The organism is Brevundimonas sp. SS2672 (assembly GCF_059579685.1).
Genome location: NZ_CM184201.1, coordinates 3,150,441 through 3,169,322, shown reverse-complemented (window position 1 = coordinate 3,169,322; position 18,882 = coordinate 3,150,441). Strand labels below are relative to the sequence as shown.

The following is an 18,882-nucleotide window of genomic DNA, read 5'->3' as shown; positions in this document are numbered from 1 at the left end:
CACCCATAGCAGAATGCGGCCCCGCCTCCGTTGTTTCGGAAACAGGCCCGCAGCCGCTCAAACCCTAAGGCTCTCCTTCCGGAGCCACGCTCCGGTCGTCCTCTGCGCCGTGTTCGGGCCCCGCCCGGTTCCAGCTCTGGGGACAGAGAGGTCGAAATCCCGCCAGCCGCTGAACCTCCAGAGTCCAGCGATCGGCCCGCCCGCCTTGCAGCAGGACGGCGTGTATCGCATTTTCCAGCCCAAGGGCCAAACTCAAATCGTCCGCGCTGAAAGCCCCGCAGATTTCGGGAGCGGGCGAGGCGTGTCTGGAGAGGGCCAGAAGCTTGCCGCGCCCGTCGGCCGAGCCGTCGGCGGCTTCGATCAGCCATGCGGCGCGGCCGCTGCGGATCGCCGCAGCGCATTTCTCGAAGCCAGAGATAAGCACGCCTTCACGCCGGGCAAGGCCCAGCTGGTCCAGACAGCGCCGAACCAGCAGGCTTTCGACCAGATCGGGCAGGTCGGCGGCGGGCTTCAGCGGCGCCTTGGCCGCGCGGGCGAACAGGTTCTTCTTGATCGCCGCCTCCAGCGAGGCGCGATCGGCCGACACCCACAGGCCCCGACCCGGCAGCTTGCGCGCCAGGTCGGGAACCACCGCGCCGTCCGGGCCGGCCACGAAACGGATCAGGCGAGATTCATCGAGGGCCTGGCGCGACGCCAGGTCCTGACGATCCCTATCGATCAACGTCTCGGACGACCTCATGGACGGCTGCGGCTCCCATCACATGTCGCGGGACTGGTCGTCGAGGTCGTCCGAAGCGACCTCCGCGTCAGCCTCGGCGACGACCTCTTCCTGGCCTTCGCCGTCGAGCTCGCCTTCGCCCTCGCCCTCATACGCCTCTTCCTCGACGTATTCCGGCTGGGGCAGTTCCGAAGCGTCGATCCAGCCGGCGGCCACGCGGGCCTGCAGGATCAGCATTTCGGCGTCTTCCTGGCTCAGGTTGAAGCTTTCCAGCACGCCCGGAACCTTGACCCGCTCGCCGCCGCGCACTTCGTAGCCGCCGCGGATCTCGTCGGTGGCCAGGTCGGCCAGGTCCTCGACCGTCTTCACCCCGCCTTCGCCCAGGGCGACGGCGATGGCGGCGGTCACGCCCGGCACGTCCAGAACGCCGTCCTCGACGCCCAGGGCCACGCGCTTGGCGTCCAGTTCGGCGGCCTGACGCTCCAGGTGCTCGCGGGCGCGGGTCTGCAGCTCTTCGGCGGTATCCTCGTCGAAGCCTTCGATCTCGGAGATCTCATAGGGCTCGACGAAGGCCAGGTCCTCGACCGTGGCGAAGCCTTCGGTGACCAGCAGCTGAGCGATGGTCTCGTCCACGTCCAGGGCTTCCTGGAACAGGGAGGTGCGCTCGGCGAACTCGCGCTGACGGCGCTCGGAGTCCTGGGCTTCGGTGATGATGTCGATCTGCCAGCCGGTCAGCTGCGAGGCCAGACGGACGTTCTGGCCGCGACGGCCGATGGCCAGCGACAGCTGTTCGTCAGGCACCACCACCTCGACGCGGTCGGCCTCTTCGTCCAGCACCACCTTGGAGACTTCGGCCGGAGCCAGGGCGTTGACGATGAAGGTCGGCTCGTCCTCGTTCCACTGGATGATGTCGATCTTCTCGCCCTGCAGCTCGGCGACGACCGCCTGCACGCGCGAACCGCGCATGCCGACGCAGGCGCCGACCGGATCGATCGAGGAGTCGTTCGACAGCACGGCCATCTTGGCGCGAGAACCGGCGTCGCGGGCGGCGGCGCGGATCTCGATCACGCCGTCATAGACCTCCGGCACTTCCTGGGCGAACAGCTTGGCCATGAAGCCGGGGTGGGCGCGCGACAGCATGACCTGCGGGCCCTTGGCCTCCGGGCGCACGTCATAGATGTAGGTGCGGACGCGGTCGCCGATATTGAACACCTCGCGCGGGATCGACTGGTCGCGGCGCATGATGCCTTCGCCACGGCCCAGGTCGACGATGGTGTTGCCGTATTCGACGCGCTTGACCGTGCCGTTGACGATCTCGCCGACGCGGTCCTTGAACTCTTCGTACTGGTTGGCGCGCTCGGCCTCGCGGACCTTTCCGGTCACGACCTGGCGAGCCATCTGGGTCTGGACGCGGCCGAACTCGAACGGCGGCAGGACCTCGACGTACTCCTTGCCGACCTCGGCCTCGGGGTCGCGCTTCAGGGCGTCGCGCAGACGCACCATGGCGCTGTCGTTGAACTCTTCCAGCTCGTCTTCCGGCTGCCAGTCGTCGGCGACGATGGTGACGTGGCGGGTCAGGCTCAGCTCGCCGGTCTTGTGGTCGATCTTGGCGCGGATGTCGTGGTGCGCGCCATAGCGCGACTTGGCGCCCTTCTGGATCGCTTCCTCGATCGCCTCGATGACGATCTCCCGGTCGATGCTCTTCTCGCGCGCGACAGCGTCGGCGATGGAGAGCAGTTCCAGGCGGTTGGCGGAGATTCCGGTCACGGCCATCAGGCGTCGTCCTTGGTGGAGTCTGGGTTGGATTGTTCAGGCTCGGGCGCGCCCCCAGACGTATCTTGGGGCAGGCCGTCGTCTTCGGGTTCGCCGCGCGCTGCGCGCAGGGCGGCGCCGCGCTTCAGCAGTTCGTCGGTCAGCACCAGCTTGGCGTCGGCCAGCCAGGCGAAGGGGATCAGGGCGGTCTCGTCCTCGCCCTCCAGATCGATGGCGACGTCCTCGCCCTCGGTTCCGGCCAGCAGGCCCTTGAAGCGCTTGCGGCCCTCGACCATCCGGTCGGTCTCGAGGCGCGCCTCAAGCCCCTCGAACAGGTCGAAGTCGATCAGGCGCGTCAGCGGCCGGTCGATGCCGGGCGAAGAGACTTCCAGCAGATACTCGCCCGCGATCGGGTCGGCGGCGTCCAGCACCTCGGACACGGCGCGCGACAGGCGGGCGCATTCCTCGACCGAGATGTCGTGGTCGGCCTGGCGCTCGGCCATGATCTGCAGCCGACGCCGCAGCGTCCCGCCCATCAGGCGCACGCGCACGACCGCCAGCCCCAGGCTCTCGGCCACAGGGTCGATCAGCTCCAGCAGAGCGCGGTCTTCGGCGGTCTTGGCCCGCAAGCGGATACTCCAGAAAACAAAAGCGACGGACCGTCCGGGCCGCCGCTTGAAACGACGCCGTTGGACGCCGGTCTAACGATGTGAGCGGTCATATAGGCGAAAGCGGGGGCCGTGTCAGCCCCCTGCCGACACCCTCGCCGTTCGCCGCCTCGACAGCCAGCGATAAAGCGCCCCTACAGCGAACCCCGCCAGAATAATGCAGGCCGGCGCGGCCCAGCCGTCCATCCCCAGCGCGTCCTTGCCGGCTTCGACAACTTTCCAGGGCGCGAAAAAGCCCAGCGCTTCCAGTCCTAGCGCCGCCGCCCCCAGCGAAGCCGCTACATAGGCCGACGCCGCCAGAGCGCCCGCTACGCTCCACGCAGTCACCGACGCCGTCGACAGGAAGCGCTCAGCCAAAATGCAGCCGAAGCTCCCGAACAGAAGTGATGGGATGAGGCCGTAAAACAGCACAAACATCCAGACGAACGGCGACAACATCATCAATGTATCCGGGACGCCCGCCAGACGCCTCGCCAGGCCGTAAAAGATCGCCGACAACACTGGAGCGAGCACGACGCAGAGCAGAAGCTGGGGCCAGTGGGGATCAGCCGTTCCAGACACTGACCGCCCCTCGCCCATCGCTTTAACTCCGCACGAACTCGAGGAAGACCGGCGTCGTGTCGCCCAGCTTCTTTTCCTCATAGCGGGTGACGACGTGGTCTTCGGGCGCGGCGAACCAGTCGGCGCCCGTCTCGATGCGCGTCAGACCCGGCGTGCGCGCCAGCCGCTCCAGCGCCCAGTCGGCGTAGTCCAGCCAGTCAGTGACGAAGCGCACCCGGCCGCCCGGCTTCAGCAGGCGGGCGATCTCCACCGCTGTCTCGTCCTGCAGGAAGCGGCGCTTGTTGTGGCGCGCCTTATGCCAGGGGTCGGGGAACAGGATCATCACCCGGTCCAGCGAAGCGTCCGGCAGGGCCGCCATCACCGCGCGGGCGTCGTCGGCGTGCAGGCGCACGTTCTCAAGCCCGCCCTCCTCGACGTGACGCAGGGCCGAGGCCACGCCGTTCAGAAAGGGCTCGCAGCCGATCATCACCGCCTCGGGATGACGCGCCGCCTGGGCCGCCAGATGCTCGCCGCCGCCGAAGCCGATCTCCAGCCACGCCGCTTTCGCATCCGGCATCAGGGCCAGCGGGTCGATCGGCCCCTTGGCCGGATCCGGCACGGCGATGCGCGGCATCAGGGTGTCGAACAGGGCCGCCTGCTTCGCCTTGATCGGCCGCGACTTGATGCGTCCGAAGGAGCGCAGCGGGCCATGCGCCCGAGCCCACTCGGGGCGGTCGGCGTCGGACGGCTTGGGGTCGGTCTCGTCGGTCATGGCGCGCGCTCTAGCGGCTTAAGCCCGCGCACGCAAAGCCCCGTCCTTGCGGAGGGCTCAGCCCCACGGCCCGCGCGGGGACGCCGCAGGGCCGTCGTCGGTCGTCGGCACGCTGGTCCGAGCCGGCGTGGAGGCGAAGGCCGGCGCCGGACGCACGCGCCCGCCCATGCCCATCTTCGCGCCCAGCTCCATCAGGGCGCGCACGCGGTTGCCGGTGGCCGGGTGGGTCGAGAACAGATTGTCCGCCCCCTTGCCGTTCAGCGGATTGATGATGAACATATGGGCCGTGGCCGGATTGCGCTCGGCCGGGGCGTTCACCGCCCCGCGCGCATAGGCCTCGATCTTCTGCAGGGCCGAGGCCAGGGCCTGCGGGTCGTTGGCGATCTCGGCGCCGACGCGGTCGGCCTCGTATTCGCGCGTGCGGCTGATGGCCATCTGCACCAGGCCCGCCGCCATCGGCGCCAGCAGCATCAGGGCGATAGTCCCGATCATGCCGCCCGGCCGTTCGCGATCATCGCCGCCGCCGAAGAACAGGGCGAAGTTGGCCAGCATGGCGATGGCGCCCGCCACCGTCGCCGTGACCGTCATGGTCAGGGTGTCGCGGTTCTTCACATGGGCCAGTTCATGCGCCATCACGCCGCGGATTTCGTCGCGCGTCAGCATGTCCAGCAGGCCCGTCGTCGCCGCCACGGCCGCGTTCTGGGGATTGCGCCCCGTGGCGAAGGCGTTCGGCTGATCGTTCGGGATGATGGTGATGTTGGGCTGCGGCAGGCCCGCATCCTGCGCCATCTGTTTCACATCGGCGACATAGGCGCGCACCACGGCGTTGGGGTGGGTCTCGTCCACCGGCTGGGCGCGGTACATCTTCAGGACGATCTTGTCCGCGTTCCAATAGGAAAACAGATTCATCCCCGCCGCCACGACCAGGGCGACGGCCATGCCGGTCGCGCCGCCGATCAGATAGCCGATCCCCATGAACAGGGCGGTCATCACGGCCAGCAGGGCGAAGGTCTTCAGATGGTTCATGCGGGCGTTCGGACGAGCTAACGGGCTTCAGGGGGTGGCGTGTTCGGCCTGAACGTCTATTTGAGCCGCAGTATCCCCGCTCTCAAGGCAGGCGACCTGTGACCGAACAGCCCACCCCCCGATCGAGATCCTCCCCTGAGGAAGTCTTCAACACGGACGTGCCCCACGCCACGCCCGAGCGCCCGCTGAGCGAGGCCGCCCGCCGCGCCCTGCTGGAAGCGGCCGAGCGCCGCGCCGCTGAGGCGGCCGACGCCCTTCCCCATGAGGTCGGCGGCCGCAAGGGTCCCGAGCCGACCCGCTTCGGCGACTGGGAGAAGAAGGGGCTGGCGGTGGACTTTTAGAGCGCTATCGCTCGCCGCGCGGCGGCTCGCTGCTTGAGCTTGATCGGCGCCATCGCTGGGCGTGCGGCGGCGCTCTTCCCGCTCCGGTTCCCTTGATGGGAGAATAATGAACGCTCCGGCGAGATCCGCATTAACCTTTGCGGCCGAAACAAGGAGCGCAGCCATGAAGGCTCTATTCTACGCCGCCGCCGGCGCGGCGGTCCTCATCGCCGGCGCCGCCGAGGCCCATCAGGCCGGCGCCCGTTACAACGCCGCCGCCGGCTACGCCCGCGGTCCCGTGGTGCAGAGCCGCGCCCAGACCTGGTACAGCGACACCGGCTGGCAGGGCGGCTACGGCCCGATCGAGAGCTACGGCTATGGTTACGGCTACGGCGGCGCCGGGGTTCGCCCGCCGGTCGTGATCGCCCCGTCGCAACCGCCGATCCAGCACGGCGGCTACGCCTATTCCGGCGTCACCCGCTCCATGCCCTTCGGCTATCCGGTCGACGGCTACGGCCGCTACCCCTGGGCCCGCTACGGCTATGGCGGCTACGGCGGCCAGTACAGCGGCGGTCAGTACGGCGGCGGCTATCAGCAAGGCTATTATCAGGGCGGTTACGGCCAGGACTGCGGCCGCTGCGGTCCCCCGCCCCAACCGGTGCGCTACCGCTCCGAGCCGATCTACGTCAGCCAGCCCCCGGTCTATGTCTCGCAGCCGCCCGTCTACGTGGAATCGCCGCCGGTCTATGTGCAGCCGGCCCCCGTCTACGTCGAACCGGCCCGCGTGCATGTCTCGCCGCCGCCGGTCCATGTCGCGCCCGCCGACGTGCGCATCGCCCCGGCCCAGGTCGAGGTCGCTCGCCCTGACGTCTATGTCGAGCCGCCGCGCGTCGAAACGGCCCCGCCGGTGGTCAATTTCGAGCAGGGCTACTACGCCGTGCCGCCTGCCCCGCCGCCTCCGCCGTCGCCCACCGAACGGCCTTACCGTCAGGAACGCGGCGAACGCGGCTGATACGACAAGGGCGGCGCCTCCGGACGCCGCCCTTTCTGTTTCACGTGAAGCACGATCCCTTGCGGATCAGGAGCTTGCTCTCAAATCAGGGCGATCTCCTGCGTGATCGCCTGGGCCGCCGCGCGCGGATCGGCGACAGCCGTGATCGGTCGGCCGATGACCAGATGGGTGGCGCCGGCTTCCAGAGCGCCGGCCGGGGTCGCCGCGCGCGCCTGATCGTCCATCGCCGCCCCCGCGGGCCGCACGCCCGGCGTCACGATCAGAAAATCCTCGCGCCCCGCCGCCCGGGCGATCGCACGCGCCCCGCCCGCTTCATGCGGGCTGGAGACCACGCCGTGAATTCCCGCCTCCAGCGCCTGACGCACCCGCTGCTCCACCAGCTCCCCCGCCGACAGGCTGTGATCGTCCGCCTTGAGATCCTCGTCCGTCAGGCTGGTCAGGACGGTGACGCCCAGGATCTTCAGATCCGATCCCGCCGCGCCGCGCGCCGCCGCCGCCATCACCTGGGGCCGGGCGTGGACGGTCAGCAGGTCGCAGCCTGCGTTCGCCAGCACCGCCGCCGCCTTCTCCACCGTCGCGCCGATGTCGTGCAGCTTCCAGTCCAGAAACACCTGGGCGCCCGACGCCTTCAGCTCGCGCGCCAGACCCATGCCGTCCGAGGCGAACAGCTGCAGCCCCACCTTGTAGAAGCCCACGGCGTCGCCGATCCGCTCGACCAGGGCGCGCGCCTCATCGGTCGTCGGCACGTCCAGGGCGCAGATGACGCGCGGGTCGAAGGGGCGATTGGCCAGGTCAACAGAATGGACTTCGGACATTTCCGGCTCTCGGCGGCTTGCAGGCGCGCGCGGATGCCCCGATAGGTGGGGCGAGGTGTCGCGGTCGCGCGGCGGGTTTTCAGGGCAAGGGGAAGCAATGAACGCGGTCGATCTGGGGGTCAACCTGTTCGTGGCGCTGTTCGCCTTGCTGGACCCCATCGGCAACGTGCCGATCTTCGCGGCGGCCACGGCGGGCGCCTCCCTGCGCCAGCGGATTTCGGTCTCGGCCATGATCTGCCTGTTCGCCGTCGTCTTCCTCGGCTTTTTCTTCTTCACCGGCCTGGGGCTGCTGCAGTTCTTCGGCATTTCGCTCGCCGCCTTCCGCATCGCCGGCGGCATCCTGCTGCTGCTGCTGGGCCTCGACATGGCGCGCGAAGACTTCCTCGCCATCTTCGCCGACGCCGACGCCGCGACGGACGCCAAGGATGTTCGCGGCTACGCCAAACGCCGCTTCAAGCGGCTGATCGTGCCCTTCGCCATTCCCCTGATGATCGGCCCAGGCGCCATCTCCGCCATCATCATCCAGGCGGGCGAGGCGGCCAAGCTGGGTCTGGCCGGCACCGTGGCCTCCCTGATCGCCATGGGGGCCGCCTGCGTCGTGACCTTCCTGTGCTTCTCGGCCACCGGCCCGATCAGCCGCCTGTTGGGCGACGTCGGCATGGCCATCGTGGTGCGGGTGCTAGGCCTGATCCTGTGCGCCCTGGCGATCCAGTTCATCCTGATGGGTCTGGGCGAGGCCCTGCCGGGGATGTTCAGCGCGGGCGTCACCACCCCCTACCCCTCCGGCGGGCACTAACCCTCAGAGGCGGTCCAGCCGCCTGGCGTGGCCGCCGACCATCTTCAGCGCCAGGGCGTCAGGCAGCAGCCCGCCCAGCGCCGCCAGGACGTTGTTGGCGACGCCCGGCGTCACGCGCGGCCGGTTCGCCTCGACCGCGTCCCAGCCGATGCGGGCCACGCGGTCGGCGTCCATCCACATCCATTTGGGATAGGCGGCCGAGACCTGCGCGCGCGAGCCGTTGACGTCGTGGAATTCGGTGTAGGTGTAGCCGGGGCACAGGGCGGTGACGTTCACCCCCGTCCCCTGCGTCTCCAGCCACAGCCCCTGCGACGCCTTGATCAGGAAACTCTTGATCGGGCCGTACAGGGTGTCGCCGCCCGTCGCCGGCATCTGCCCCGCCAGGGAGGCCACGTTCAGCACCCGGCCCCAGCCGCGCGCGACCATGTCCGGCAGCGCCAGACGCGACAGCTCGACCGGCGCGGTCAGCATGACCCGGATCATGGCGGCGTGGTTGGCCGGATCGGTGGCGAGGAAGCCGGTGGTGCGGCTGAAGCCGGCGTTGTTGACCAGACCGTCGACGCGCAGGCCGCGCGCCGCGATCGCGTCGAACAATCGCGCAGGCGCATTCGGCTCGGCCAGATCGGCGACGACGGCGGTCGCATCGACGCCGTGCGCAGCGGCCAGATCCTCGGCCAGGGCCTGGAGCGGCCCCTCGCGGCGGGCGGTCAGGATCAGGTCATAACCTCGCGCCGCGCAGACGCGCGCCAGGGCCGCGCCGATGCCGGCCGAGGCCCCGGTGATCAGGATGGTGCGGCGCCCCTCCCCCAAGGCCGCCTCGTCAGGCCGCGTCGGCGTTGGGACAGGCCGGATGCGGCGCAAAGGCCCGCAGCACCTCGGGGTCCTCTTCCAGCAGGTCGGCGATGGTGATCTTCGACAGGGCCGCGCCCGCCGCCTGATCGGCCGCCGTCAGGGCCTTGGCCACCTGGCGCGGAATATGTTCGCCGACCGGACAGCCCTTGGCCCCGGCGGGCGGCGATCCCAGATGGGCGCAGCCGTTCACCGCCCTCAGCACCTCGTCCAGGCAGATGGTTTCGGGCCGCCGCAGCAGCCACGACCCGCCGGACGCGCCAGGGCGCGTCGCGATCAGGCCCGCCTTGGCCAGCAGGGCGGTCACCCGGCGGATCACCACCGGATTGGTCGGCACCGAGGCGGCCAGGACGGCGCTCGGCTCGGCCTCGGTCGCCGCATAGGCGCCCTTGTGGGCCAGGTAAGCCAGGGCGTGGGCGGCGACGGGAAAACGTTGGCTGTCAGACATCAGGGTTCATGCTCCAGACCGATAGGTAGGCCTTCCGCACCCGTTTCACAAATCAATCCGCAACAAAAACTGTTTTATTAAGACTCCGCTCAGGCGCCCGCCTTCCGCGCAAAGCCCCAGGCGGCGTCCGAAAGCGGGCCGACCTGGGCCGCCATGGCCCGTGCATGGGCGCTGGCGGCGGTCCCGTCGCGCACCCGTCCGGCGATGCCCTGACAGATGGCCGCCAGCCGAAACAGGTTGTAGGCGAACAGCCAGTCCAGGTTCGTCGGCGCCGCCGTCCCGGTCTTCTGCGCATAGCGTTCGACCGTCTCCGCGACCGAGGGAATCCCCAGAGCCTCCAGGTCCGCTCCGGCCAGGCCGTTGCGCAAGGTCGCCGGAATGACCCAGGCGATCAGCAGATAGGAGAAGTCCGCCATCGGGTCGCCCAGGGTCGACAGCTCCCAGTCCAGCACCGCGCGCACCTTCGCCTCGGCCGGATTGAGGATCAGATTGTCGAGGCGGAAGTCCCCGTGCACGATCCGCGTCGGCCCCTCCGGCGGCAGGCTCTCGGGCAGGAAGGCGATCAGCCGGTCCATGGCCCCGATCGGTTCGATCTCCGAGGCGCGATACTGCTTGGTCCAGCGCCCCACCTGGCGGGCGAAATAATTCCCCGCCTTGCCGTAGTCCGCCAGGCCGACGGCGTCGGGCTCCAGTCGGTGCAGGGCCGCCAGCGTATCGACCTGGGCGTCATAGATGGCGCGGCGCTCCGGCGGGGTCAGGCCCGGCAGCTTCAGGTCCCAGAAGATGCGGCCCTCGACCTTCTCCATGACGTAGAAGACGGAACCGATGACGCCATCGTCCGTGCACAGAGCATAGGGTCGCGCGACCGGAAAATCCTGGGCGTGCAGGGCCGAGATCACCGCGAACTCCCGATCCACCGCGTGGGCGCTGGCCAGCAGCGCGCCCGGCGGCTTACGGCGCAGGACATAGGTCCGGCCCGGCGTGGTCAGCTCATAGGTCGGGTTGGACTGGCCGCCCTTGAACTGGCGCAGGGTCAGCGGCCCGGCGTAGCCCTCGACGTTCGCCGCCAGCCAGGCGTCCAACGTCGCCTCGTCCAGCCGATGACGGTCGTCCACCTCGCGCGTGCCCGAAAAGGCCGCCTGAGCGTCCAATGTCTGAGCGTCCATGGCCTCGGTCATTCCCCCTCCTCCGGCTGGGCGGCGATGATGGCGGCCCTGACCGCGCCGCGCCAGCCCCTGAGCAGCCGCGCCCGCTCCTCGGCCCCCATGCGCGGGGTCCAGACGGCGGGCGCCTCGGCAGGGGCGGTCCACAGCGCCTCGGTCAGGCCGACGCCATAGGCCGCCAGCCGCGCCGCGCCCATGGCCGTCATCTCCTGGAAGGCCGGGCGCTCGACCTCGACCTCGCAGATGTCGGCGACGAACTGCATGGCGAAGGCGTTGGCGGTGACGCCGCCGTCGACCTTGAGTCGCTTCAGCGGCGGCGCTCCGTCCTTCGTCAGGGCGTCCAGCAGGTCGCGAGTCTGATAGGCCAGGCTCTCCAGCGCGGCGCGGACCATGTGCGCCGGGCCGCTGTCGCGGGTCAGGCCGACGACGGTTCCGCGCGCCTCCGGCTCCCACCAGGGCGCGCCGAGGCCAGTAAAGCCAGGGACCAGATAGACCCCTCCGTTGTCCGTCAGCGACTGGGCCACGGCCTCGGACTGGCGCGAATCCGACAGCACCTTCAGCCCGTCGCGCAGCCACTGGATCGCCGACCCGGCCGAGAAGATGGACCCCTCCAGCGCATAGGCCGCCTCACCGCCTGCCGCATAGCCCAGCGTCCCCAGCAGCCGCGAGGTCGAGGCCACGGGCGCCGCCCCGACATTGGCCACCAGAAAGGCGCCGGTGCCATAGGTGATCTTGGCGTCCCCCGCCGTCAGAGCCCCATGCCCGACCAGCGCCGCGTGCTGATCGCCCGCCGAACCGTGAATGGGCAGGGCGCGTCCCAGCAGGGAGGGATCGGCCTCGCCCAGCAGGGCGTCGCAGTCGCGGATTTCCGGCAGGGCCTGCATCGGCACGCCGAACAGGTCGCACAGGTCCGGGCGCCATGTGCGGGTCGTCAGGTCCATCAGGCTAGTGCGGCTGGCGTTGGTGGCGTCGGTGACATGGCTTTGGCCGCCGGTCAGCTTCCAGATCAGCCAGGCGTCGATCGTGCCCAGCTTCACCTCGCCGCGCGCCGCCCGTTCGCGCGCGCCGGGCACGGCGTCCAGCAGCCAGGCGTATTTGGACGCCGAGAAATAGGGGTCGAGGATCAGGCCCGTCGCCGCCTGAACCATGGCCTCATGCCCTGCCGCCGCCAGCTTGCCCGTCGCCTCGGCCGTGCGCCGGTCCTGCCAGACGATAGCGCGGTGCAAGGGCTCGCCGGTCGCTGCGTCCCAGATCACCGAAGTCTCGCGCTGGTTGGTGATGCCGATGGCGGCGAAACGGCCGACGCCGCCCGCCTTGCGCACCACCTCGCGACAGGTCTGCAGCGTCGCGCGCCAGATCTCGGCCGCGTCATGCTCGACCCAGCCGGAGTGCGGAAAATGCTGCGCCAGCTCGATCTGGCTGACGGCGACCGCATGAAAGGCCCCCTCGGGCGAGACTTCAAACGCGACCGCCCGTGTCGAGGTCGTGCCCTGGTCGATGGCGAGGATCATATTTGCTTGCATGATGTGAGTTATGCAGAGCCTGCGCCGCGACGTAAGAGGGAAGCCATGCATACGCCCAGCTTTGAAGGCGTCGTCGACGCCGCCCGCCAGATCGCCCCCGCCGCCGTCCGCACGCCGCTGATCGAGCATCCGGCCCTGAACGAAGCCGTCGGCGGCCGTGTGCTGATGAAGACCGAGACCTTTCAGGTGGCGGGCGCCTTCAAGTTCCGCGGCGCCTATAACCGCGTCAGCCGCCTGACCGAGGAAGAGAAGACGCGCGGCGTCGTGGCCTATTCATCCGGCAACCACGCGCAAGGGGTGGCGGCGGCCGCCAAGGCCATCGGCACGCCCGCCGTCATCGTCATGCCGTCCGACAGCCCGACGGTGAAGGTCGAGGGCGTGCGCGCCTTCGGCGGCGAGGTCCGCTTCTACGACCGCTGGACCGAGAGCCGCGAGGCCATCGGCGCCGAGATCGCGGCCGAGCGCGGCTCGGTGCTGGTCCCGCCGTTCGACGATCCCTTCATCATCGAGGGCCAGGGCACGGTCGGGCTGGAGATGCTGGAGCAGGCGGGCGTGCCGATGGACCAGCTGCTGTGCGGCGCCTCGGGCGGCGGACTGATCGCCGGGATCAATCTGGTCATGGCCGAACAGAGCCCCGACACCCGCGTCATCGTGGTCGAGCCCGACGCCTTCGACGACACCCGCCGCTCGCTGGAGGCGGGCCAGCGCACCGCCCATCCGCAGGGGTCGCCGTCGATCTGCGACGCCCTGATGGCGCCCATGCCGGGCGAGCTGACCTGGCCGATCAACCGCCGCCTCGCAGGCGCTGCGACCGTCACCGACGCCGAGGTGGCCGAAGCCATGCGCTTCGCCTTCCGCTGGCTGAAGCTGGTCATCGAGCCGGGCGGCGCCGTGTCCCTGGCCGCCCTGCTCTCGGGCAAGATCGAGGCAAGGGGCCTGACGACCGGCATCGTCCTGTCGGGCGGCAACGTCGACCCCGGCCTGTTCAGCACGATCATCGAGGGACGCTTCGAGGGGTAGGCCTTGCCTCCGCTCCCTGCCTGCGCAAGGCTGGCGCAAACGGGAGGGCGTCACATGACCAAGGCCAGCAAACTACAGTCCCTGATCGGACAGGAGGTCGGCGTCAGCCGCTGGTTCGCGCTGGATCAGGCGCGCATCGACGCCTTCGCCGGTCTGACCGAGGACGAGCAGTTCATTCACATCGATCCCGAGCGCGCCAAGGCGACGCCCTTCGGCGGGACCATCGCGCACGGCTTCCTGACCCTCAGCCTCGCCTCGGCGATGAGCATGGACGCGATCGCCCCGCTGGATGATCTGGTCATGGGGGTGAACTACGGCTTCGACCGCCTGCGCTTTCTCGCCCCGGCGCCGTCGGGATCGCGCGTGCGCGGCCGCTTCAAACTGCTGTCGGCCGAGGACAAGGGGGACGGCCGCTGGCTGCTGAAGCACGAACTGACCGTCGAGATCGAAGGCGGCGACAAACCCGCCCTGATCGCCGAATGGCTGACGATGCAGGTGGTGAAGGCCTAAAGCCTTTCGCTCACTCCCCCAGACACCTCAGCGCCACTTCCAGATTGCGCAGGCCGTCTTCGCCGCTGACCGCCGCCGTCTCGCCGGTGCGGATGGCGTGGATGAAGGCCTCGTGCTCTTTCTTGAGCGGCTCGGCGGGCCAGGCGTTCAGCATCCGCGTGGAGTATGAGCCGTCCGGCTGCTGGCCGAAGAATTCCGTCACCTGGCGGGTGATCAGATCGGCGACGATGAAGCGGCTCTTGGTCGCCACCTGCAGGACGCGGGTCTTGTAGGGCGTGACCCAGTTGGTGGTGATGTGGGCGATCACCCCATTGTCCATGCGGAACTGCAGCAGGGCCGAATCCTCGCGTGAGGCGTGGGTGTGGCCCAGCAGCGACTGGACCTCGGTCATCTCAGACCCCGTCAGGTGGCGGATGATGTCGATGTCGTGCACGGCCAGGTCGATGACCACCCCGACCTCGCCCATGCGCGGCGGGAAGGGGCCGACGCGGGTGATCTGGATGGAGATGATCTCATCGCCGTCGATGGCGCGCTTGACCGTCTCGACCGCCGGGTTGAAGCGCTCGACATGGCCGACCATCAGCACGCGGTCATTGGCCTTGGCCGCATCGATCATGGCCTGGGCGTCGGCCAGCGTGGCCGCGATCGGCTTTTCCACCAGCACATGCACGCCGGCGTTCAGCAGGGCCACGCCGAGTTCGGCGTGATAGCGGTTCGGCGTGGCGATGACGGCGGCGTCCAGACCGGCGGCCACGAAGGCCTCGGCCGTCGTCACGGCGGTCGCGCCATAGGCGGCGGCCACGCCCTCGGCCGTCACGGCGTCGGGATCGAAGACGGTCGTCAGCTCGACGTCGCGCAATTCGGACAGGACGCGCGCATGGTTGCGGCCCATGACGCCGGCGCCCGCGACGCCGATCTTGAGGGGGGTCTGCTGGGGCATGAGGATCAGGCCTTGAAGCTGGCGACGGCGGCGATGATGCGGTCTTGCGTCTGGGCGTCCAGATCGGCGTGCATCGGCAGGCTGACGACCACGTCCTTCAACCGCTCGGTGACAGGCAGGCCGCCCGCCCCGCGCGGATAGTGCTCATAGGCGGGCTGAAGGTGCAGCGGGATCGGATAATAGACCGCCGTCGGCACACCTTGATCCTTCAGGTGTGCGGCCAGACCATCGCGATCTGAATGCTCGACCGTATATTGCGCCCAGTTGGAGACATTGCCCGCCGGGACGTCCGGAACCTTGGCGACGTGGGGACGAAGGCCTTCATTATAGCGGGCGGCGGCGGCGTTGCGCCATTCGATCTCCTGGGCGAAGACCTTTAGCTTCTCGATCAGGACGGCGGCCTGGATGGTGTCCAGACGGCTGTTCAGGCCGATGCGCATGTTCAGATATTTGGGGTCGTGGTCGAAGGTGCGGTCCTTCAGGTCGACGCCGACCGCCTTGCCGTGAACGCGGATGGAATCCATCAGCTGGGCCAGCTCGTCGTCGTTCGTCAGCACCGCCCCGCCGTCGCCGTAGCAGCCCAGAGGCTTGGCCGGGAAGAAGCTGGTGGTGGTCACATCGGCCCATTTCAGCGGATGCGCGCCGTCGATGGTGCAGCCGAAGCCCTGCGCCGAGTCCGAGATCAGCTTCAGGCCATGCTTGTCGCAGATCGCCTTGATCGCCGGATAGTCGGCGGGCTGGCCGAACAGATCGACGGCGATGACCACGCGCGGGGTCAGGCGGCCCTCGGCCTTGATCCCTTCGATGGCGCGTTCCAGCGCGGCCGGATCCATGTTGTAGGTGTTTTCGTCCACATCAACGAAGACCGGCTCGGCGTCAAACCAGGGCACGACCTCGGCCGTGGCGGCGAAGGTGAAGCTGGGGACGAAGACGGCGTCCCCGCGCCCGATGCCCCAGGCCATCAGCGGCAAGGCCAGGGCGTCGGTGCCGTTGGCGCAGCCCAGGGCGTGTTTCGCCTTGCCGAAAGCGGCCAGATCGGCCTCGAACTGGCGCACCTGCGGGCCCATGACCCAGGCGCCGCCGACAACGGCCTCCTGAACGGCGGCCTCGATCTTGCCGCCGAGGCGCAGGCGCTGGGCCTGAAGGTCGATGAAGGGGATGGTCATTGCGATGTCGCTCTCTCGATGGGGCCGGCGCAGCGGGGAATCGTCTTCCGGGGCGCGGACGCGAAGGCGGGTCGTCTGTGTCAGCCTGCGTCCTAGCAAAGCGGCGGGGTGCTGAACAAACCCCCCGGAGTCACTTCGCGTTGCCGGATGCAACGAAAACCATGGCTTGGCAAAGACGGCGACCCTGCCTAAGCCCGGACCGTCATGACCTTGCCGAATGCACAATCCCGAGTCCGCGACTGGCTGTTCGGCCAGGCTCTGCCGCTATGGGCGACGGCGGGCGTCGACGCCGAGGGCCGCTTCTATGAGAAGCTGGATTTCGACGGTCGGCCGGTCACCGGCCTGCCGCGCCGCACACGCGTCCAGGCGCGACAGGTCTATGTCTTCGCCGAAGCGGCTTCGCTCGGCTGGATAGAAGGCGAGGCTCTGGCGCGGCGCGGGCTCGAGGTTCTGATCCGCGACAATCAGCGCGACGACGGTCTTTGGGTTCGTGCGGCCGACGACGCGGGCGCCGTCCTGGACCCGACGCCGGACCTCTATGACCTGGCTTTCGTCCTGTTCGGGCTGGCGGCCGCCCATCGCGTGCTGAAGGACGAACGCGCCCTGCCCCTGGCCCTGGCGACCCTGGCGGCGACGGAAGGCAGCCTGGCCGATCCCGTCCACGGCGGCTGGCAGGAGGCCCTCCCGCCGGTCCTGCCCCGACGCCAGAACCCGCACATGCACCTGCTGGAGGCCCTGCTGTTCTGGCAGGCGACCGCCCCGAACCCTGTCTGGGAAGACGCCGCGCGACGCATCCTGGACCTGTTCGCCACGCGTTTCTTCGACGCCCGCTTGGGCGTCCTCGGCGAATATTTCGCCGCCGACTGGTCCGTCGCCCCCGGCGCCCTGGGCGAGGCGGCCGAACCGGGTCACCATATGGAGTGGGTCTGGCTGCTGGATCAGGCCCATCGCCTGGGCCTGCCCGGACATGCCGACAAGGCCGATGTCCTGTTCCACGTCGCCCTGGAGCGGGGCTTCGACGCCGAGGGCCACGCCGTGCGCGAGATCGGACGGGAGGCGGGACTTCTGGACTCCGGCCGCCGCCTGTGGTGCCAGACCGAGACCCTGCGCGCCTTGCGGCTGCGCGGCGAGGTCGAACGCGCCGACGCCCTGCTGGACGGAGTCTTCGCCACCTATCTGGCCACGACCACCCCCGGCCTGTGGGTCGATAGTTACGACGCCGCCGGGCGCTCTCAGGACGCCGCCGTCCCCGCCTCGACCTTCTACCATCTGATGACGGCCTTCTCGGCCCTGCTGACCGAAACGGTATGACCCCGCGTCCCGCCGCCTTCCTCGACCGCGACGGCGTGCTGATCGTCGACAGCGGCTATCCGCACCGACCCGATCAACTGGTGCTGATCCCCGGCGCCGCTGAGGCGGTGAAGCGGCTGAACGACGCCGGCTACACGACCGTCATCGTCACCAATCAGTCGGGCGTGGCGCGCGGCATGTTCAGCGAAGAGACCATGCACGGCTTCAACCGCCTGCTGGTCGAGCGCCTGGCCGAAGGCGGCGGGCGCATCGACGCCGTCTACGCCTGCCCCTTCCATTCCGAGGCCGTAGACGCGCGCTATCGGCACCCGGACCATCCGGACCGCAAGCCCAATCCCGGCATGTTGCTAAAGGCCGCAGCCGAGCACGGCCTGGACCTGGGCCGGTCCCTGATGATCGGCGATCAGCCGTCGGACATGGAGGCCGCGCGGCGGGCGGGCGTGGCGGGCCATCGCTTCACCGACGGCGATCTGGATCAATTCGTGCGCGATCTGCTGCCGAGCTGATCGCTATTCTTCATCCGATGAATTAACGTCAGTCGAAACGGAGCTGTTCGGAGACGTCTCATGCCGATGACCACCCCGCTGGCCGACCGCCATGTCGAGCGGCGCTGGACCTCGCCGGACGGCCTGAGCCTCTACGCCCGCGACTACGCCCCGGCCGAGGGCCCGGCGCGCTTGCCCGTCATCGCCATCCACGGCCTGACGCGCAACAGCGCCGATTTCGGCGTCATCGCCGGCCTCATCGCCCACAGCGGCCGCCGCGTCCTGGCCGTCGACGTGCGCGGACGCGGCCGGTCGGACCGGGCGCCCGATCCCATGACCTATACGCCGGACGTCTATGCGAAGGATGTCGTGGCGCTGATGGAGCAGGCGGGGATCGAGAAGGCGGTCTTCCTCGGCACCTCCATGGGCGGGCTGATCACCCTGGCGCTGACGGCGCTGAAGCCCAAGGCCATCGCCGCCGCCATCCTAAACGACGTCGGCCCCGAGGTTGCGGCCGAGGGCCTGGCCCGCATCGCCGCCTATACCGGCCAGCCGGTCGTGATCGAGAGCTGGGACGATGCGACGGCCTACGCCCGACGCATCAATGAGGCGGCCTTCCCCCATTATTCGGACGCCGACTGGGCCGCCTTCGCCCGCCGCATCTTCCGCGAGGTGACCGAAGGCGCGCCGGTGCTGGACTACGATCCCGACATCTCGGCGCCGATCAAGGCGGCGGGGTCCAAGGCCCTGGTTCCCAATCTGTGGCCCTCGTTCCGAGCGCTGGCGCGCCGGAAGCCGACGTTGCTGGTGCGCGGCGGAACATCGGACCTGCTCAGCCTCGCCATCGCCGACAGGATGAGGAAGGCCGCCCCCGCCATGGCCTATGCCGAGGTCCCCGGCGTCGGGCACGCGCCCATGCTGGACGAACCCGAAGCGCGGTCGGCCATCTTCGAATCCCTGGCGGGGGTGGGCTGAGGCGCGGGAACCGAACCTCAAGCGGAGGCAGCGCTCGGTAGGCCCGTTTCAATGGGCCTCAAGTAGCGCGAAG

General features: G+C 69.3%; 21 protein-coding genes. 8 read left to right on the top strand and 13 right to left on the bottom strand.

The features are described from left to right. Positions 1–64: 64 nt before the first annotated feature. From AC52GN_RS15915 to htpX, 6 genes are all read right to left on the bottom strand, one after another. The gene (locus AC52GN_RS15915; protein WP_496527715.1) at positions 65–739 is read right to left on the bottom strand and encodes an RNA-binding protein; all 675 of its coding nucleotides are present in this window, start codon (positions 737–739) and stop codon (positions 65–67) included. A gap of 18 nt (positions 740–757) precedes the next feature. Further along, positions 758–2,491 (bottom strand): transcription termination factor NusA, encoded by a 1,734-nt coding sequence (gene nusA, locus AC52GN_RS15910; RefSeq protein ID WP_496527714.1) that lies wholly within the window; start codon positions 2,489–2,491, stop codon positions 758–760. Continuing rightward, on the bottom strand, positions 2,491–3,099 hold the full coding sequence (rimP, locus tag AC52GN_RS15905; RefSeq protein WP_496527713.1) for a ribosome maturation factor RimP: 609 nt from the start codon (positions 3,097–3,099) through the stop codon (positions 2,491–2,493). Before rimP ends, nusA begins: the two co-directional genes overlap by 1 nt. Before the next feature lie 114 nt (positions 3,100–3,213). After that, positions 3,214–3,579, bottom strand: coding sequence for a hypothetical protein (locus tag AC52GN_RS15900; RefSeq protein WP_496527712.1), 366 nt, complete (start codon positions 3,577–3,579; stop codon positions 3,214–3,216). A 142-nt stretch (positions 3,580–3,721) separates the two neighbouring features. Then, positions 3,722–4,450, bottom strand: a complete 729-nt coding sequence (trmB, locus tag AC52GN_RS15895) for a tRNA (guanosine(46)-N7)-methyltransferase TrmB (protein WP_496527711.1) — start codon at positions 4,448–4,450, stop codon at positions 3,722–3,724. A gap of 57 nt (positions 4,451–4,507) precedes the next feature. Then, positions 4,508–5,476, bottom strand: coding sequence for a zinc metalloprotease HtpX (gene htpX / locus AC52GN_RS15890; RefSeq protein WP_496527710.1), 969 nt, complete (start codon positions 5,474–5,476; stop codon positions 4,508–4,510). A 98-nt stretch (positions 5,477–5,574) separates the two neighbouring features. Here htpX and AC52GN_RS15885 point away from each other — a divergent pair, with 98 nt between their 5' ends. Together AC52GN_RS15885 and AC52GN_RS15880 are read left to right on the top strand one after the other, a co-directional pair. Next, a complete protein-coding gene (locus AC52GN_RS15885) occupies positions 5,575–5,817 on the top strand; it encodes a DUF1674 domain-containing protein (RefSeq protein WP_496527709.1) in 243 nt (80 codons plus the stop codon). Positions 5,818–5,980: 163 nt separating this feature from the next. After that, positions 5,981–6,808: a hypothetical protein gene (locus AC52GN_RS15880; protein ID WP_496527708.1), complete on the top strand. Its 828-nt coding sequence runs from the start codon at positions 5,981–5,983 to the stop codon at positions 6,806–6,808. 80 nt (positions 6,809–6,888) lie between these two features. On the opposite strand, the gene pyrF is transcribed toward AC52GN_RS15880, so the two are convergent. Continuing rightward, positions 6,889–7,623 carry an orotidine-5'-phosphate decarboxylase gene (pyrF, locus tag AC52GN_RS15875; RefSeq protein WP_496527707.1) on the bottom strand — a complete coding sequence of 245 codons (735 nt, stop codon included), beginning with the start codon at positions 7,621–7,623 and terminating at the stop codon, positions 6,889–6,891. A gap of 97 nt (positions 7,624–7,720) precedes the next feature. On the opposite strand from pyrF, the gene AC52GN_RS15870 reads away from it, so the two are divergent. After that, positions 7,721–8,419, top strand: a complete 699-nt coding sequence (locus tag AC52GN_RS15870) for a MarC family protein (protein WP_291780206.1) — start codon at positions 7,721–7,723, stop codon at positions 8,417–8,419. A 3-nt stretch (positions 8,420–8,422) separates the two neighbouring features. Here AC52GN_RS15870 and AC52GN_RS15865 read toward each other — a convergent pair whose 3' ends face one another. From AC52GN_RS15865 to glpK, 4 genes are all read right to left on the bottom strand, one after another. Then, complete coding sequence (locus tag AC52GN_RS15865) at positions 8,423–9,229, bottom strand: SDR family NAD(P)-dependent oxidoreductase (RefSeq protein ID WP_496527706.1); 807 nt, start codon at positions 9,227–9,229, stop codon at positions 8,423–8,425. Positions 9,230–9,239: 10 nt separating this feature from the next. Then, positions 9,240–9,716 (bottom strand): Rrf2 family transcriptional regulator, encoded by a 477-nt coding sequence (locus AC52GN_RS15860; protein ID WP_291780212.1) that lies wholly within the window; start codon positions 9,714–9,716, stop codon positions 9,240–9,242. Positions 9,717–9,805: 89 nt separating this feature from the next. After that, positions 9,806–10,894, bottom strand: coding sequence for a phosphotransferase family protein (locus tag AC52GN_RS15855; RefSeq protein WP_496527705.1), 1,089 nt, complete (start codon positions 10,892–10,894; stop codon positions 9,806–9,808). Then, positions 10,891–12,390, bottom strand: a complete 1,500-nt coding sequence (gene glpK / locus AC52GN_RS15850) for a glycerol kinase GlpK (protein WP_496527704.1) — start codon at positions 12,388–12,390, stop codon at positions 10,891–10,893. Before glpK ends, AC52GN_RS15855 begins: the two co-directional genes overlap by 4 nt. Positions 12,391–12,447: 57 nt before the next feature. On the opposite strand from glpK, the gene AC52GN_RS15845 reads away from it, so the two are divergent. Together AC52GN_RS15845 and AC52GN_RS15840 are read left to right on the top strand one after the other, a co-directional pair. Further along, positions 12,448–13,422 (top strand): threonine ammonia-lyase, encoded by a 975-nt coding sequence (locus AC52GN_RS15845; RefSeq protein ID WP_496527703.1) that lies wholly within the window; start codon positions 12,448–12,450, stop codon positions 13,420–13,422. 54 nt (positions 13,423–13,476) lie between these two features. Next, positions 13,477–13,932 (top strand): MaoC family dehydratase, encoded by a 456-nt coding sequence (locus AC52GN_RS15840; protein WP_496527702.1) that lies wholly within the window; start codon positions 13,477–13,479, stop codon positions 13,930–13,932. Positions 13,933–13,942: 10 nt separating this feature from the next. Here AC52GN_RS15840 and AC52GN_RS15835 read toward each other — a convergent pair whose 3' ends face one another. Further along, positions 13,943–14,872: a Gfo/Idh/MocA family oxidoreductase gene (locus AC52GN_RS15835; protein ID WP_452111967.1), complete on the bottom strand. Its 930-nt coding sequence runs from the start codon at positions 14,870–14,872 to the stop codon at positions 13,943–13,945. A 5-nt stretch (positions 14,873–14,877) separates the two neighbouring features. Beyond that, positions 14,878–16,038, bottom strand: coding sequence for a DegT/DnrJ/EryC1/StrS family aminotransferase (locus AC52GN_RS15830; protein WP_496527701.1), 1,161 nt, complete (start codon positions 16,036–16,038; stop codon positions 14,878–14,880). Positions 16,039–16,242: 204 nt separating this feature from the next. On the opposite strand from AC52GN_RS15830, the gene AC52GN_RS15825 reads away from it, so the two are divergent. The 3 genes from AC52GN_RS15825 to AC52GN_RS15815 are packed head-to-tail and all read left to right on the top strand — an operon-like array spanning position 16,243 to position 18,809. Next, a complete protein-coding gene (locus tag AC52GN_RS15825; protein ID WP_496527700.1) occupies positions 16,243–17,349 on the top strand; it encodes an AGE family epimerase/isomerase in 1,107 nt (368 codons plus the stop codon). After that, positions 17,346–17,855 carry a D-glycero-alpha-D-manno-heptose-1,7-bisphosphate 7-phosphatase gene (locus AC52GN_RS15820; protein WP_496527699.1) on the top strand — a complete coding sequence of 170 codons (510 nt, stop codon included), beginning with the start codon at positions 17,346–17,348 and terminating at the stop codon, positions 17,853–17,855. Before AC52GN_RS15825 ends, AC52GN_RS15820 begins: the two co-directional genes overlap by 4 nt. A gap of 60 nt (positions 17,856–17,915) precedes the next feature. Further along, positions 17,916–18,809: an alpha/beta fold hydrolase gene (locus AC52GN_RS15815; protein ID WP_496527698.1), complete on the top strand. Its 894-nt coding sequence runs from the start codon at positions 17,916–17,918 to the stop codon at positions 18,807–18,809. Positions 18,810–18,882: the final 73 nt, after the last annotated feature.

What these genes read in the sequence shown, in the direction of transcription:
- AC52GN_RS15915 (WP_496527715.1), bottom strand. Translation starts at nt 739, where the DNA reads ATGAGGTCGTCCGAGACGTTGATCGATAGGGATCGTCAGGACCTGGCG.
- nusA (WP_496527714.1), bottom strand. Translation starts at nt 2,491, where the DNA reads ATGGCCGTGACCGGAATCTCCGCCAACCGCCTGGAACTGCTCTCCATC.
- AC52GN_RS15900 (WP_496527712.1), bottom strand. Translation starts at nt 3,579, where the DNA reads ATGATGTTGTCGCCGTTCGTCTGGATGTTTGTGCTGTTTTACGGCCTC.
- trmB (WP_496527711.1), bottom strand. Translation starts at nt 4,450, where the DNA reads ATGACCGACGAGACCGACCCCAAGCCGTCCGACGCCGACCGCCCCGAG.
- htpX (WP_496527710.1), bottom strand. Translation starts at nt 5,476, where the DNA reads ATGAACCATCTGAAGACCTTCGCCCTGCTGGCCGTGATGACCGCCCTG.
- AC52GN_RS15880 (WP_496527708.1), top strand. Translation starts at nt 5,981, where the DNA reads ATGAAGGCTCTATTCTACGCCGCCGCCGGCGCGGCGGTCCTCATCGCC.
- pyrF (WP_496527707.1), bottom strand. Translation starts at nt 7,623, where the DNA reads ATGTCCGAAGTCCATTCTGTTGACCTGGCCAATCGCCCCTTCGACCCG.
- AC52GN_RS15870 (WP_291780206.1), top strand. Translation starts at nt 7,721, where the DNA reads ATGAACGCGGTCGATCTGGGGGTCAACCTGTTCGTGGCGCTGTTCGCC.
- AC52GN_RS15860 (WP_291780212.1), bottom strand. Translation starts at nt 9,716, where the DNA reads ATGTCTGACAGCCAACGTTTTCCCGTCGCCGCCCACGCCCTGGCTTAC.
- AC52GN_RS15855 (WP_496527705.1), bottom strand. Translation starts at nt 10,894, where the DNA reads ATGACCGAGGCCATGGACGCTCAGACATTGGACGCTCAGGCGGCCTTT.
- glpK (WP_496527704.1), bottom strand. Translation starts at nt 12,390, where the DNA reads ATGATCCTCGCCATCGACCAGGGCACGACCTCGACACGGGCGGTCGCG.
- AC52GN_RS15845 (WP_496527703.1), top strand. Translation starts at nt 12,448, where the DNA reads ATGCATACGCCCAGCTTTGAAGGCGTCGTCGACGCCGCCCGCCAGATC.
- AC52GN_RS15840 (WP_496527702.1), top strand. Translation starts at nt 13,477, where the DNA reads ATGACCAAGGCCAGCAAACTACAGTCCCTGATCGGACAGGAGGTCGGC.
- AC52GN_RS15835 (WP_452111967.1), bottom strand. Translation starts at nt 14,872, where the DNA reads ATGCCCCAGCAGACCCCCCTCAAGATCGGCGTCGCGGGCGCCGGCGTC.
- AC52GN_RS15830 (WP_496527701.1), bottom strand. Translation starts at nt 16,038, where the DNA reads ATGACCATCCCCTTCATCGACCTTCAGGCCCAGCGCCTGCGCCTCGGC.
- AC52GN_RS15825 (WP_496527700.1), top strand. Translation starts at nt 16,243, where the DNA reads ATGACCTTGCCGAATGCACAATCCCGAGTCCGCGACTGGCTGTTCGGC.
- AC52GN_RS15820 (WP_496527699.1), top strand. Translation starts at nt 17,346, where the DNA reads ATGACCCCGCGTCCCGCCGCCTTCCTCGACCGCGACGGCGTGCTGATC.
- AC52GN_RS15815 (WP_496527698.1), top strand. Translation starts at nt 17,916, where the DNA reads ATGCCGATGACCACCCCGCTGGCCGACCGCCATGTCGAGCGGCGCTGG.